We start from the raw sequence: 14,195 nt of genomic DNA on the forward strand, positions 1-14,195 counted from the left end.
CGCGCCCCGTCCCACGCCGCGATCCCATGCGCCTGAACAAATACATCAGCGACACCGGCCTGTGTTCGCGCCGCGAAGCCGACGCGCTGATCGAAGCCGGCCGCGTGACCGTCGACGGCAAGCGCGCCGGCGTCGGCGCGGTCATCGAAACCGGTGCCGACGTGCGTGTCGACGGCAACGCGCTCAAGCTCAAGAACCAGCGCGGCGGCGCGAAATCGGTCTACATCGCGCTGAACAAGCCGGTCGGCGTCACCTGCACGACCGAGTCGACGGTCAAGGGCAATATCGTCGACTTCGTCGACCATGCCGAGCGCATCTTTCCGATCGGACGCCTCGACAAGGATTCGGAAGGACTCATCCTCCTGACCAACAACGGCGACATCGTCAACGAGATCCTGCGCGCCGAGAACAAGCACGAAAAGGAATACCTCGTCGCCGTGAACAAGCCGGTCACGGAGGAATTTCTCGTCGGCATGTCGCGCGGCGTGCGCATCCACGGCCAGATGACGAAGCCGTGCAAAGTCTACAAGCTCAACAAGTTCGCTTTTCGCATCATCCTGACGCAGGGGCTGAACCGGCAGATCCGCCTGATGTCGGCCGAGTTCGGCTATCGCGTCAAGCAGCTGCAGCGCGTGCGCATCGTCAACATCCGCCTCGGCAATCTCAAGCTCGGTCAATGGCGCAACCTGACGCCGGCGGAACTGCACGGCCTGCTACCGGGCCGCACGCAGTGGTAGCGATCCGTGCGGCTTGCACGCGAGGGAGGCGCGACGTTGCAGTTTGCTGCCTGAACGCTACTTCAATTTATTGATTTTACTTGGTTTTTTTCTTGGCACGACACTTGATCGTACTAAGCCAGCACCGGCCTTCGACGCCCTGAGTCGATTACCGGTCTGACCCCCAACCAAGGAGACGATCATGCGTCTTAACACCGTTACGAAGTCTGCTGCCGCCGTTCTGATCACCCTGCTCGCGGGCGCCTCCTGGGCGGCCGGTCCGAACGACAACAAGACCACGCCGACGTCGACCTCCGCCGAATCGAACCAGCCGGTCGGCGACACGTGGATCACCACGAAGGTGAAGTCCGAACTGCTCGCCGACAGCGACGTCAAGGGCACCGACATCAACGTGTCGACGAAGAACGGCGTCGTGACGCTGGCCGGCGTGCTCGACAACCAGATGGCGATCGACAAGGCGATCACCATCGCCAAGAACATCAAGGGCGTTTCGGACGTCGATACGCGCGCCCTGAAGCTGCGCAAGTAACGCAGCCGCGCTCGTGACGGACCGGATGTCCGTCGCCAGGGAGCAAAAACCACAACAGGACAATGCGGCCCGGGCGTCGGCAACGCCCGGGCCGTTCTTGTTTTCGTTGCCGCAATCCTTGATCGGGTGCGATGCGGCCGTATAACGGTCAAACCACAGCGCCGACCGGGCGCGCCATTTTCCGGAAAACCGCATGACACCGACGATCGAGGAAATACTGAAGTTCTGGTTCGGCGAGGCCGACCCGACGCCGGACGAACGTGCCGCGACCGCCCGGCGCTGGTTCGTGCGCGATGCGGCGTTCGACGATGCGATCCGCACGCGCTTCGGCGCGCTCGTCGAGCGCGCGATCGACGGCGAGCTGGGTCCGGAATGGTCGGCGACGCCGCGGGCGCGGCTCGCGCAGATCCTCCTCGTCGACCAGTTCACGCGCAACGTGCACCGCGGTTCGGCGCGCGCGTTCGCCGGCGACGCACACGCGCAGCGACTGGCGCTCGAGCTCGTCGACAGCGGCGACGACCGTGCGCTCGCGCCGATCGAGCGGGTGTTCGCCTACCTGCCGCTCGAACACGCCGAAGACGCGGCCTTGCAGGAACGCAGCGTCGCGCTGTTCGAGGCGCTCGCGGCGCAGGCGCCGGCCGCCGAGCGCGCGAGTTTCGACAACTATGCCGACTACGCGCGGCGTCACCGCGACGTGATCGCGCGCTTCGGCCGCTTTCCGCACCGCAACGCCGCGCTCGGCCGCGTCAACGGCGCCGACGAGCAGGCCTGGCTCGACGCCGGCGGCGGATTCTGATTCCGATGCCGGCAGATCGCCGCATTTAGCGGCCGAATCTGCGACAATGCGCGCCCGCTCGCGCTCGCGCGCGGCTTCGTTCCCGCAACCAGGATTTCGGCTCCCATGTCTGCATTGATCTGCGGCTCGCTCGCGTACGACACCATCATGGTGTTCCAGGACCAGTTCAAGAACCACATCCTTCCGGACAAGGTTCATATCCTGAACGTGGCGTTCCTCGTGCCGCGGATGCGCAAGGAGTTCGGCGGTTGCGCCGGCAACATCGCGTACAACCTCAAGCTTCTCGGTGCCGATCCGCTCCCGATGGCGACGGTCGGCCAGGACTTCGCCCCGTACCGCGAACACTTCACGCGCTGCGGCATTCGCCTGGACCAGGTCAAGGAGATCGAAGATCTCTACACCGCGCAGGCGTTCATCACGACCGACCTCGACGACAACCAGATCACCGCGTTCCATCCCGGCGCGATGATGCGCTCGTACGAAAACCACGTGCGCGACGTCGAAGGCGTGACGTTCGGCATCGTCGCGCCGGACGGCCGCGAAGCGATGCTGCAGCACGCCGAGCAGTTCGCCGAGCGCAACGTGCCCTTCATCTTCGATCCGGGCCAGGCGATGCCGCTGTTCAACGGCGACGAATTCCGCGCGTTCATCGAACAGGCGCAGTACGTCACCGTGAACGACTACGAGTCGCAGCTGCTGCAGCGCAATACCGGCTGGACGCCCGAACAGATCGCCGACCGCGTCAAGGCGTACATCGTCACGCGCGGCCCGAAGGGCTCGCTGATCTACACGAAGGACGAAGTGCACGACATCCCGCCGGCGCACGAGCGCCGCGTGTCCGACCCGACCGGCTGCGGCGACGCGTACCGCGCCGGCCTCATCTTCGGCATCATGCGCGACATGGACTGGCCGACGATCGGCCGCCTCGCATCGCTGATGGGCGCGCTCAAGGTCGAGCATCCGGGCACGCAGAACCAGCGCTTCACGTACGGGGAATTCGCCGATCAGTTCCGGCAGCAGTTCGGGTACGCGCTGGATTGAGTTTTACAGACAAAAACGGCTCCGCAGACGACATGCGGAGCCGTTTTTGTCCGGGCAGCGACAAACAGTACAATCGCGCACTCTGTACAACGCAGCCAACGGACGGCTACGCATGGTCGAGCACGCAGACATTGAGGGCTGGTTCGGGGCGGAAATAGCGACATACTTCGCCAACAAGCGTCGCGGCGGGGACGCCGGCAACAAAGGCACGCGATACGAAGATCATTTTGTCGCGTACAAGGTTGCAGAGGCCGCAGCCGCGTTGATCGACGCTCCATCGGGTGCGGATCCTCATATTCGATCGCAAGCCGATGGGTTCGTGGACGATGTGCGCATCGCAATCCCAAGCGCGACGGACTACTACCAGCTCAAGAACGCAGACTCGGTCAACTGGTCTTCCGGCGAACATCCAATAGCGACGGACTTCGCGCTTCAGTTCCGGCTTTCCCGCCATCTCGACGAGCCGGGACCGAGTACCGCGCTGGTCGTGCCGACCGCGAATCTCGCAGCGATGCTCCGCAAAAATATCCCGGGTGCCATAGCAGCGCACACGCAAGTGCGTCATTTTCCGTGGGCGGTGACCTTGAATCGCCTGGTGCTGGAATCGGATACGTTACGCAACCTCTTGCGCAAGCTGGCCAGCGTCGAGAATGCGTCGGACGACGTGTTGCCGGGCGTCATGTACGCGTTGATGAACGCATGTCTGGAACGACCGGAAGGCGCCACCGCTCTGGAGCTGTTCGCGCAAGCTGCGAAGCTGTTTCCGAACCAGTTGCGACTCATGCCCGCTGACGCCGATTCGTTCCGCTACTTGTTTTTGCGGGACGCTTTCATGCGCGTTCTTGCCAACATCGAGGGTCTGAGCTACGGTGCCGAGCGAGGATTTTTCCATTGGTCGGGCTTCGGCACGTCCGGCATATTCGAATCGGACGTGTCGAGCGATGCGTTCAAGGCCTTCCAGGACGAAGTCGTCCGGCGCAATCCGGCAACGTTCGAAGACTTCGAGAAGGTTGTCCCATGAGCAGAACATTCACCGTTTTCGCCGAAAGCGACCCTCTCGCCCGCTCGCTGCTCGACGAACTCCTGCGTGCGAAGGAGGACGTCGAAGGCTATCGGCGGCACATGCGCGAACTCGGCTCGCACCTCGCGTCGGTCATCCTCTCCAAGCTCGGCAACGAATCGGCGAAGAACATCTGCGTGATCTGTTCCGTCGAGGACGCCGATTTCCTTGCGCGCGGCGTTGTCGAAACGCTCGAATTGAGCAATCTTCGCGCAACCACGCGCATGATGTGCTTGTGGAATCGCCGAGTCAGGAATGACCGCGTCTCGATTTCGCCGGTGGTGCGCAGCTACGCCGAGGAGTTCGACCGCAACGACGCCGTCTTCATCATCGTCAAGTCGGTCATTTCCGGCGCGTGCGTCGTCAAGACGAATCTGACCAAGGCCTTGACTGCTTCGGAGCCCAAGCGCGTTTTCGTTGCCGCGCCGGTCATGCTCGCCGGTGCCGAGCAGCGGCTCGCGCGCGAATTCCCGGACGCTGTGTCGGCGAAATTCGAGTTCGTGCACTTCGCGACCGATACCGACAAGTCGCCGGACGGCGACGAAGTGCTGCCGGGCATTGGCGGATCGGTCTATGAGCGCCTCGGTCTCGGCGACGAAGCGGCGAAGAACGGCTACGTGCCGGAAATCGTGAAGGAACGCCGTCGCAAGGCTTATCCGTCGTTGCGAACCGCGTAGGCGCGCATCGCGGGGAAGGGGTCAAAACCCCTTCCCCCGCGCATTTCCTCAAAACGCCTTGATCAGCTCGTCGGCGAACTCCGAGCACTTCACTTCCTTCGCGCCGTCCATCAGTCGCGCGAAATCGTAGGTGACGGTCTTGTTGCCGATCGCCTTGTCCATCGCGGCGATGATCGCGTCGGCCGCTTCGGTCCAGCCCATGTAGCGCAGCATCATTTCGCCCGACAGGATGACCGAACCCGGGTTCACTTTGTCCAGATTGGCATATTTGGGCGCCGTGCCGTGCGTGGCTTCGAACACCGCGTGACCCGTCACGTAGTTGATGTTGCCGCCGGGCGCGATGCCGATGCCGCCGACTTGCGCGGCGAGCGCGTCGGAGAGGTAATCGCCGTTCAGGTTCAGCGTCGCGATGACGTCGAATTCGTCCGGGCGCGTCAGCACCTGCTGCAGCGTGATGTCGGCGATCGCGTCCTTGATGAGGATCTTGCCCTTGGCGAGTTCGGCCTTCTGCTCGGCGTTCGCCTCGGCCTCGCCCTTGGCGGCCTTGGTGCGCTCCCACTGCTCCCAGGTGTACGTCTGGTCGCCGAACTCGCGCTCGGCCAGCGCGTAACCGTAGTTGCGGAACGCGCCTTCGGTGAACTTCATGATGTTGCCCTTGTGCACCAGCGTCACCGACTTGCGCTTGTTGGCGATCGCGTACTCGATCGCCGCGCGGATCAGGCGCTCGGAGCCTTCCTTGGAAACCGGCTTGAAACCGATGCCCGAGGTTTCCGGGAAGCGGATCTTGCCGTATTCCTTCGGATACGCTTCCTTGAACATCGCCATGAACTTCTTGAGCGACTCGCTGCCCGCCTCGAATTCGATGCCGGCGTAGATGTCTTCGCAGTTCTCGCGGAAAATCACCATGTCGACCTTGTCCGGCGACTTGACCGGCGACGGCACGCCCTTGAACCAGCGCACCGGGCGCAGGCAGACGTAGAGGTCCAGCATCTGGCGCAGCGCGACGTTGAGCGAACGGATGCCGCCGCCGACCGGCGTCGTCAGCGGGCCCTTGATCGACACGAGATAATCGCGGCAGGCCTGCACCGTCGAATCCGGCAGCCACGTGCCGAACTGGTTGTTCGACTTTTCGCCGGCGTAGATTTCCAGCCAGTGGATCTTGCGCTGGCCGCCGTACGCCTTCTCGACCGCGGCGTCGAACACGCGCACCGAGGCGCGCCAGATGTCGGCGCCGGTGCCGTCGCCTTCGATGAACGGGATGATCGGATTGTTCGGAACGTTGAGGACGCCGTCGGCGATCGTGATCTTGGCGCCGCCGGCGGGGGCGGTAACGGTGGGCTCGGCCATGGGAACTCCTTGGAGGGATAGGGCGCGGCCGGGGGATCGGGACCGCGGACAGTCGCCAAGATTAGCAGGCGGCCCCGGCAGCGGAAACCCGACGAACGCAGGCGGCGCTCGCAACTGCTTGGTTTTGCTGCGTTTGCGCCTCGCGCGCGGACGCCGCGCGCGAGGCCGCCGGCACCCGCGGCGCGCGCCGGCGCGCACGCGGCGGGCGACCGCGCCTGCTCGACCGGCACGGCCGCGCGGCGGATCCAGGCAGCCGCGACGGCGCGCACCCAATTATCAAATTCCACTCTGTAACTCTTTACAGGTGTTTTCCCCGCCGATAGTGCGCAAGGCTACACGCCACACCGGCGCTGGGCCGGCGCGCACACAAGAGGCAGTCATGAAGCACCTACGACTCGGCGCCCTGGCGCTGGCCCTTTCGATCGCCGTCGCGCAGCCGAGCGCGACCGCGGCGACCGCGACGACGACGCTGCCGGTCACGGCCACCGTGCTCGCGACGTGCATCGTCGTCGCCACGCCGCTGATCTTCGGCAACTACAGCGGCGCGCAGCTCGACGCGCAGGCGGCGCTGACGGTCACCTGCACGCTCGGCACGTCGTACAACGTGCGACTCGACGCGGGCGCCGGCACGGGCGCGACGGTCACGACGCGCAAGCTGTCGTTCGGCGTCAACACGCTCGACTACACGATCTGGCGCGACGCGGCGCGCACGCAGAACTGGGGCGTCACCGACGGCACCGACACGGTCGCGGGCACCGGCGCGGTGCTGCCGAACATCCACAACGTCTACGGCCGCATTCCGGCCGGGCAGTTCTCCGCGCCCGGCGCCTATCTCGACACGGTCGGCGTCACCGTCTTCTACTGACCCGGCGGATCGGGTCCGACGACGCCTGCGTCGCGCTTTTGCGCGTAGTACCTCATGCAACTTGTGAAAGTGTATCCTGTCGCCGGATCGACGACGGGCCGGGGTAGCGCGATGACATCGACACGATTGCGCCTCGTCGCGGCGGCCTTCGCGGCGCTCGCCGCGATGCCGGCGCGGGCGCAGGGCGTCGCCGCGGCGCCGGTGCGCCTGGACATCGCCGCCGACGCGAAGGCGCAGGTGCTGACGCTGACGAACCGCGGCGACGCGCCGGCCGACATGCAGGTGCGCGCGCTGCGCTGGACGCAAGCGGGCGCCGACGACGCCTACGCGCCGACCGACGACATCACCGTGAGCCCGCCGCGCTTCACGCTGGCGCCCGCCGCGCAGCAGGTCGTGCGCGTCTATCGCCGCACCGCCGCGCCGCCGGCCGAGCGCGCCTATCGCGTGTTCGTCGACCAGATTCCGGGCGGCGACGCGGCGGCGCCCGGCACGGTGCGCATGCCGATCCGGCTCGTGATTCCGCTGTTCGTTGCAGGTACCGAACCTGCGGCGGTCGCGCTCGACTGGCAGGCGCAGGCCCGCGGCGACGCGATCGATATCGCGGTCGCCAACCGCGGCGACCGTCACGTGCGCATCGGCCGCCTCGCGCTCGCGCCGCTCGACGGCGCGCCACCCGCCGACGGCGCGCAACTGGTCTACGTCCTGCCCGGCGCGCAACGCACCGTTGCGCTCGCGCGGCCGGCCTGGCTCGCCGACGGCGTACGCGCCGTGCGCATCGTCGGCGACAGCGACGCGGGACCGATCGATGCGCGCGTGGATCTTGCCGGCGCTCGTTGAACTCGCGCTCGCGGCGCCGGCATTCGCCGCGCCCGACCCGGAAGCCGGCGACCGGCTCGTCTACGACGTCGTGCTGCAAGGCCGTCCTACCGGCAAAGTGGAAGAATTCCGCCGCACCGACGGCGCGCTGTATGCGCCGCGCGCGCTGCTCGTCGAACTCGCCGTGCCGGTGCCGCCGGGCGAGGATGCGTGGGTGCGCCTGACCGATGTCGCCGGGCTCGCCGCGACGGTCGACGAGGCGCGCGGGGAACTGTCGCTGCGCCTCGCCGCGTCGCTGCGGCCGGCGACCACGCTGCGCTTTCTCGACGAACCCGGCGACGCGCCGCAGCCGCTCGCGCACGGCGCCGCGCTCGACTACACGCTGAGCGCGCAGACGTCGGGCGGCGACGCCGACGTCGGCGCGCGCATCGCGCCGCGCTGGTTCGGCCCGTTCGGGGTCGTCGCGAGCGACGCGGTGTATCGCAACACCGGCGACCCGCGCTGGCAGCGCATCGAAACTTACTGGCAGAAGGATTTTCCGCAACACATGCGGCAGCTGCGCGTCGGCGACGCGATCACGCCGGGACCGGCGTGGAGCCGCGCCGTGCGCTACGCCGGCGTGCACTTCGGCCGCGACTACGGCCTGCGCCCCGACCTCGTCACGTATCCGCTGCCGGCGTTCGCGGGCCAGGCCGCGGTGCCGTCGGCAGTCGACATCGTCGTCAACGGCCTGCGCACGCGGCGCACCGAAGTGCCGGACGGACCGTTCTCGATCCCGCGCCTGCCGGTCGTCACCGGCGGCGGCGAGGCGCTCGTCGTCGTCGCCGACGCGCTCGGCCGCGAAACCGTCTACCGCGTGCCGTTCTACGTCAGCACGAAGCTCCTGCGCACCGGGCTTTCGGATTATTCGTTCGACGCCGGCGCGCTGCGCCGCGGCTACGCCGACGACTACGGCGACGCGTTCGCGTCGTACGCCGTCCGCTACGGCGCGACCGACGCGCTGACGCTCGAAGGCCAGGCGCAGGCGAGCGGCGACGTGCGCCGCGCGGGCGTCGGCGCGATCGCGCGCGTCGGGGAATTCGGCGCCGTGCAGGCGGCGGTCGCACGCAGCGGCGGCGACCGCTGCGACGGCACGCAGTGGTATTTCGCGAGCGAATTTCAACGCGGCCGGTTCAGCGCGAACACCGCGCAGTCGTGGACGCGCGGCGACTACTGCGACCTCGCCACGTTCGACGGCGACGCGCCGCCGAGGCGGCAGACGCAAGTGACGCTCGGCGTCGCGACGGCGCTCGGCCAGTTCAACCTGTCGCGACTGGATCGCACCGACGCCGACGGGCGGCTGCGCTTCGATTCGCTGTTCTGGTCGCAGCGCGTCGCCGTGCGCGCCTATCTGTCGCTCGGGGTGCAGCGCACGCGCGACGCCGACGGCCGGCGCGACACGGCCGCGCAGTTCAGCCTGCTGGTGCCGCTCGCCGACGGCATGACGTCGTTCTCGGTCAACGGCATCGGCGGCGAACGCGACCGCGCGATCGCGCGGCTGGCGCGACAGCCGCCGGCCGGCCCGGGCTGGGGCTGGTACGTCGAAAGCGCGCTCGAACGCAGCGACGCGCGCGCCGGCGGCGAGTGGCGCACGCCGTGGACCGCGCTGTCGCTCGATGTCGACCGCACGCGCGACGACACCGCCGTGCGTGCCGGCGCCGACGGTGCGTTCGTGTGGATCGGCGGCCACGGCTACGCGTCGAGGCGGCTCGGCGACGCGTTCGCGATCGTCGACACCGGCGACGCTCCCGACGTGCCGATTCACCGGGAAAACCAATGGCTCGGGCGCACCGACGCGCACGGCCGCTTCCTCGTGCCGGAACTGCGCGCGTTCGAAGCGAACCACATCGGACTCGAACCGACCGAGCTGCCGCCCGACGCCGACGCGCAGACCGACCGGCTCGTGCTGCGCCCATATCGCGGCGGCGGCATCGTCGCGTCGTTCGGGGTGCGCCGCACCGGCCTGCGCGACCTGCGCCTCACGCTCGCCGACGGCGCGCCCGCGCCGACCGGCAGCGTGCTCGTCGTCGACGGCGCCGACCGGCAGAGCGTCGGCTACGACGGGCTCGTGCACGTCGAACCTCCGACATCGGGCGCAACGTGGGAACTGCGCGGCGCGTTCGGGCGCTGCCGGCTCGCGCCGGTCGACGCCGCCACGCTGCGCTGCGAGGGCGTGCGATGAAACGAACGATCGGTGCCGCGCTGATGCTCGCGCTGCCGGCCGCAGCGGCGGCGCAGTCGTGCCGCGTCGACGTCACGGCGCTCGCGTTCGGCGTCTACGATCCGGCGCAGGCCGCGCCGGCGCTCGCACGCGGCGAGATCGCGCTCGTCTGCGGCGGCGATGCGCTGGCCAGACCCGTCACCCGCGCGGCGATCCGGCTCGGCGGCGACGCGGTGCGCGAACTCGCCGGTGCCGGCCGCGCGCTGCGCTATACGTTGTTCCAGGATGCCGCTGCCGTCCGGCCGTGGCGCGCGCCGGACACGCTCGTCGTCGCCCTGCCCGACGCGCAAACCGGCCGCGTCGGCGAAACGCGCGTGCCGGTGTACGGCCGTATCGCGCCGGGGCAATGGGTGCCCCCGGGCACGTATCAGGACGTCGTCGAGGTGATCGTCGAGTTCTGAACGGCGCGCAGCGCGGCCCAGAATTCCGGCGTCAGCGCCGGCAGGCCGTACGCGGCGCGCGCGCGATCGCACTGCGGACTCGGCGCGCCGTCTTCCCACGCGGGCTTCAGGTCGCGGCACGGCGACGGTCGCTGCGCGTACGCGAGGCAGCGCGCGTCGACGCCGACCTTGCCGTCGAGCATCGTGCAGTGCGGCCACTGCCCGTCGGTGCCGCGCATCGCGACGCGGTGCGGATCGATCGAGACGACGTGTTCGACCGGCATGCCGGCCGGATCGAGCGCGCTCGTCTCGGACCAGTGGAACGCCACGCGGTAGCGGGCGCAGCAGGCGCCGCAACCGATGCAGGGATGTTCCGGGACGGGGCGTTCGCTCATGCGCGTATTGTAGCGGCCCAAAATCCGTACACTGCGGCGTCTTTGCGCGAGCGACCCATGTCCGAATCTTCGATGCGCCGCGGCATACGCTTCGCGGCCGGCACGTTCCTGATCGCCAGCGGCATGCAGGCGGTGGCGCACTACCAGTTCTACCTCGCCGACCGCGCACGCGGACCGGCCGCGCAGGAACTCGTGCGCGCGCTCAAGGGCTACGTCGTCGCGCCGGCGTTCGGCACGACGATGTGGACCGTGCTGTGCATGTTCTCGCTCGCGTTCGCGATCCTCCTGATGCTGGCCGGCACCGCGTACTGGTGGATGGCGAAAGATCTGCCGGCACCGCGTCTGCGCCCGCTCGCGACGGCCAGCGCGTGGCTGTGCCTGGCCGGCACGGCCGCGATGGCGCTCCTGCATCCGGTGCTGCACACCGTGCTGATCCTGCTCGCGGCGGGCCTCGCCTTCAGCTACGCGAGCTGGGCCGGGCGCGTCAGCTGATCCGCACGTTCGGGTAGCGCTTTTCGATCGCGCGCCGCTCCGAGGCGCTGAGCGCGACGCCGTCGAGCCAGACCGTTTTCAGCTTGCGGATCTTGCGCAGCGCCGGCACGACGTCGCGGCCGCGCAGCGCGCCGGGATCGCCGTCGTAGCTGCCGAGCGAGATCGTGTCGAGTTCGGGCAGCGTCGCGAGCAGCGCAAGATCGGCGGCGGCGATCTTCGTCGCCCACAGGTCGAGCGCGCGCAGCTGCCGCATGCCGCACAGCGCGGCGAGCCCGCGGCCGGTCAGGCGCGTGTTGCAGACCCAGAGCGAGACGATCGTCGGCGACGCCGCAAGGCGCTGCGCCATCGCATCGTCGAATCGCGAATCCTCGATATCCAGCGATTCGAGCCGCGGCATCGCGACGAGCGCATCGACGACGCGCGGCGTGATCTTCGACCCGTGCGCGGCGAGTTCGCGCAGCGTGGGCGAGCGCGACAGCTCCAGCAGATCCGATTCGGCCAGCCAGGACGAACGGAACACTTCCAGGCGCGCGGCTTCGGCCGCGCCACGCAGACGTCCGGGCGCCGCGACGCCGAGCACGTGCAGTTCGCGCAGGCCAGGCAGCGCGAACACATGCCGCATCGCCGCGCGCGTCGCGGTGCACCACAGCCAGAAATAGTCGACCGACGCGATCGACGCGAGGCCGCGCGCCACCGGTTCGGTCAACGGCGTCGCGCGCTGCGCGAACGACAGCTTGTCGATCGCGCCGTGCGCGGCGAGCGCCGCGACGTCGGCGTGCGTGAATTCGCCTTCGAGGCCGATGAATCCGTCGTCGCGCTTGACCAATCGCCGCTCCCTGCACGTTGCCGCGCGATCATCGCGGAACCGCCGCGACCGCCGCAACCCAGTGTGGTGATTCACAAGTACCATTAAATAATTCCGGCGTCTTTCGCCGCGATACGTCGTTGCAACTCGTCGCCGTACTACCGGTACGGCTCCTCGTTGCGCCTAGTCTCGCGGCGAAATCCATCCGGAATTTCTTCAACGTACTTGTGAATAACCACACTAGCACGGCGCGAACGAAACGCAGAAACTTTCGCGCGCGATGTCGAAATCGCGCGCCCGGCTCCGACCGTTCGTCGAAGGCGGCCCGCACCGGGGACGCCGTGACAGGAGCAAGCCATGAAATTCATGCTGATCATGAACACCCCGTACGACGGCTACGACGACTACCTCAACTGGCCGCAGAAGATCCGCGAAGCGAACATCGCCTTCATGGTCGCGTTTTCCAGGCGGCTCGCCGCGGCCGGCGAACTCGTCGCGACGCAGGGGCTCGACTCGCCGCACCATGCGCGGCGCGTACGCGCCGGCGCCGACGGCAAGCCGATCACCGACGGCGTGTTTCCCGAATCGAAGGAGTTTCTCGCCGGCTACTGGCTGATCGATGTCGACAGCGCCGAGCGCGCGTACGCGCTCGCGGCCGAGGCGTCGATGGCACCCGGCGTGCCGAGCGAGCGCATGCCCGAGTTCTGGATCGAGGTTCGGCAGCTCATGGCCTGTCACGAGGACATCCGTTGACGCCGACGCGCGACGCCGGTCTGGAGCGCCTGCTGCGCGAACTCGCGCCGCAGGCGCTCTCGGCGATGCTGCGGCGCTACGGCCGCTTCGGCGCCGCCGAAGACGCGGTGCAGGAAGCCCTGATCGCCGCGAGCCGGCAATGGCCGCACGACGGCGTGCCCGGCAATCCGCGCGGCTGGCTGATCCAGGCCGCGCAGCGGCGCCTGGTCGACGAGGTGCGCGCGGACGCGTCGCGTCGCGAACGCGAGGCGATCGTCGCGGCCGACTTGCCTGCAGCCGTCTTCGACGACGACGCGGTCGATCCCGACGACATGCTGTCTCTCCTGTTTCTGTGTTGCCATCCGTCGCTCACCACGGCGTCGGCGATCGCATTGACCTTGCGCGCGGTCGGCGGCCTGACGACCTCGGAAATCGCCAGCGCGTTCCTCGTGCCCGAAGCGACGATCGGCCAGCGCATCAGCCGCGCGAAGCAGACGATCAAGGCATCGGGCATCGGTTTCGCGCCGCCGGACGCGACCGAGCGCGCGCAGCGGCTGGGCACCGTGCTGCACGTGCTGTATCTCGTCTTCAACGAAGGCTATACGACGAGCTCGGGCGACGCGCTGCACCGCACCGATCTTTCGAACGAAGCGATCCGCCTGATGCGGCAGGTGCGCGCGCTGCTGCCGCGCGACGGCGACGTCGCCGGACTGCTCGCGCTGATGCTGCTGACCGACGCGCGGCGCGACGCGCGCACCGGGCCGCGCGGCGAGCTGATTCCGCTCGACGAGCAGGATCGCGCCTCGTGGAACCGCGACGCGATCGCCGAGGGCATCGCGCTCGCGAGCGCCGCGCTCGCGCTGGGCGCGGTCGGCGAGTATCAGCTGCTCGCGGCGATCGCCGCGGTGCACGACGAGGCGCCGAGCGCGCAGGCGACCGACTGGCCGCAGATCGCCGCGCTGTACGCGATGCTGATGCGGCTCACCGACAACCCGCTCGTCGCGTTGAACCATGCGGTCGCCGTCGCGATGGTCGAGGGGCCGCAGGCCGGTCTCGCGCTGATCGTGCCGTTGCAGAACGACGCGCGATTGCAACAGGGCCATCGGCTCGACGCCGTGCGCGCGCATCTCGTCGAACGCGCGGGCGACGCCGGGCAGGCCGCCGCGCTGTACCGGCAGGCCGCCGCGAAAACGACGAGCCTGCCGGAGCGCGACTATCTCGTCGGCAAGGCGGCGCGCCTGGACGACGCGCCGCGCTGAGCGA

Annotated in this window: 16 protein-coding genes; 13 read left to right on the plus strand and 3 right to left on the minus strand. The window is 68.4% G+C overall.

Annotation, left to right across the window (positions count from 1 at the left end; all coding sequences use genetic code 11):
* Nucleotides 1-26 precede the first annotated feature (26 nt).
* The 6 genes from rluF to OD750_RS15435 all read left to right on the plus strand — a co-directional run bounded on the left by rluF (nt 27) and on the right by OD750_RS15435 (nt 4,840).
* Nucleotides 27-737: a 23S rRNA pseudouridine(2604) synthase RluF gene (rluF, locus tag OD750_RS15410; RefSeq protein WP_263541576.1), complete on the plus strand. Its 711-nt coding sequence runs from the start codon at nt 27-29 to the stop codon at nt 735-737.
* Between the two features lie 181 nt (nt 738-918).
* Complete coding sequence (locus OD750_RS15415) at nt 919-1,266, plus strand: BON domain-containing protein (RefSeq protein ID WP_263541577.1); 348 nt, start codon at nt 919-921, stop codon at nt 1,264-1,266.
* A gap of 193 nt (nt 1,267-1,459) precedes the next feature.
* A complete protein-coding gene (locus tag OD750_RS15420) occupies nt 1,460-2,062 on the plus strand; it encodes a DUF924 family protein (RefSeq protein WP_263541578.1) in 603 nt (200 codons plus the stop codon).
* 105 nt (nt 2,063-2,167) lie between these two features.
* Nucleotides 2,168-3,103, plus strand: a complete 936-nt coding sequence (locus OD750_RS15425) for a carbohydrate kinase family protein (RefSeq protein WP_263541579.1) — start codon at nt 2,168-2,170, stop codon at nt 3,101-3,103.
* Between the two features lie 112 nt (nt 3,104-3,215).
* On the plus strand, nt 3,216-4,124 hold the full coding sequence (locus OD750_RS15430; protein ID WP_263541580.1) for a hypothetical protein: 909 nt from the start codon (nt 3,216-3,218) through the stop codon (nt 4,122-4,124).
* Nucleotides 4,121-4,840: a hypothetical protein gene (locus OD750_RS15435; RefSeq protein ID WP_263541581.1), complete on the plus strand. Its 720-nt coding sequence runs from the start codon at nt 4,121-4,123 to the stop codon at nt 4,838-4,840. Before OD750_RS15430 ends, OD750_RS15435 begins: the two co-directional genes overlap by 4 nt.
* Nucleotides 4,841-4,888: 48 nt before the next feature.
* Here OD750_RS15435 and icd read toward each other — a convergent pair whose 3' ends face one another.
* Nucleotides 4,889-6,187, minus strand: coding sequence for an NADP-dependent isocitrate dehydrogenase (gene icd / locus OD750_RS15440; RefSeq protein WP_263541582.1), 1,299 nt, complete (start codon nt 6,185-6,187; stop codon nt 4,889-4,891).
* Between the two features lie 379 nt (nt 6,188-6,566).
* Here icd and OD750_RS15445 point away from each other — a divergent pair, with 379 nt between their 5' ends.
* The 4 genes from OD750_RS15445 to OD750_RS15460 all read left to right on the plus strand — a co-directional run bounded on the left by OD750_RS15445 (nt 6,567) and on the right by OD750_RS15460 (nt 10,529).
* Nucleotides 6,567-7,052: a Csu type fimbrial protein gene (locus OD750_RS15445; protein ID WP_263541583.1), complete on the plus strand. Its 486-nt coding sequence runs from the start codon at nt 6,567-6,569 to the stop codon at nt 7,050-7,052.
* A 111-nt stretch (nt 7,053-7,163) separates the two neighbouring features.
* Nucleotides 7,164-7,889 (plus strand): fimbrial biogenesis chaperone, encoded by a 726-nt coding sequence (locus OD750_RS15450; RefSeq protein ID WP_263541584.1) that lies wholly within the window; start codon nt 7,164-7,166, stop codon nt 7,887-7,889.
* The gene (locus tag OD750_RS15455; RefSeq protein ID WP_263541585.1) at nt 7,858-10,089 is read left to right on the plus strand and encodes a fimbria/pilus outer membrane usher protein; all 2,232 of its coding nucleotides are present in this window, start codon (nt 7,858-7,860) and stop codon (nt 10,087-10,089) included. Before OD750_RS15450 ends, OD750_RS15455 begins: the two co-directional genes overlap by 32 nt.
* Entirely contained in the window at nt 10,086-10,529 is a 444-nt protein-coding gene (locus OD750_RS15460) for a spore coat U domain-containing protein (protein ID WP_263541586.1), read from the plus strand. The genes OD750_RS15455 and OD750_RS15460 overlap by 4 nt, the downstream gene beginning before the upstream one ends.
* Here OD750_RS15460 and OD750_RS15465 read toward each other — a convergent pair.
* On the minus strand, nt 10,496-10,903 hold the full coding sequence (locus tag OD750_RS15465; RefSeq protein WP_263541587.1) for a YkgJ family cysteine cluster protein: 408 nt from the start codon (nt 10,901-10,903) through the stop codon (nt 10,496-10,498). The genes OD750_RS15460 and OD750_RS15465 overlap by 34 nt on opposite strands.
* Before the next feature lie 57 nt (nt 10,904-10,960).
* On the opposite strand from OD750_RS15465, the gene OD750_RS15470 reads away from it, so the two are divergent.
* Nucleotides 10,961-11,395: a hypothetical protein gene (locus tag OD750_RS15470; protein WP_263541588.1), complete on the plus strand. Its 435-nt coding sequence runs from the start codon at nt 10,961-10,963 to the stop codon at nt 11,393-11,395.
* Here OD750_RS15470 and OD750_RS15475 read toward each other — a convergent pair.
* Entirely contained in the window at nt 11,388-12,221 is an 834-nt protein-coding gene (locus OD750_RS15475) for a leucine-rich repeat domain-containing protein (protein ID WP_263541589.1), read from the minus strand. The two genes, OD750_RS15470 and OD750_RS15475, sit on opposite strands and share 8 nt — an antisense overlap.
* A gap of 336 nt (nt 12,222-12,557) precedes the next feature.
* Here OD750_RS15475 and OD750_RS15480 point away from each other — a divergent pair, with 336 nt between their 5' ends.
* The gene (locus tag OD750_RS15480) at nt 12,558-12,953 is read left to right on the plus strand and encodes a YciI family protein (RefSeq protein WP_263541590.1); all 396 of its coding nucleotides are present in this window, start codon (nt 12,558-12,560) and stop codon (nt 12,951-12,953) included.
* Nucleotides 12,950-14,191, plus strand: a complete 1,242-nt coding sequence (locus OD750_RS15485) for an RNA polymerase sigma factor (protein WP_263541591.1) — start codon at nt 12,950-12,952, stop codon at nt 14,189-14,191. Before OD750_RS15480 ends, OD750_RS15485 begins: the two co-directional genes overlap by 4 nt.
* The last annotated feature ends 4 nt before the right edge of the window (nt 14,192-14,195 follow it).

The organism is Tahibacter soli (assembly GCF_025717065.2).
Taxonomy (GTDB): domain Bacteria; phylum Pseudomonadota; class Gammaproteobacteria; order Xanthomonadales; family Rhodanobacteraceae; genus Tahibacter; species Tahibacter soli.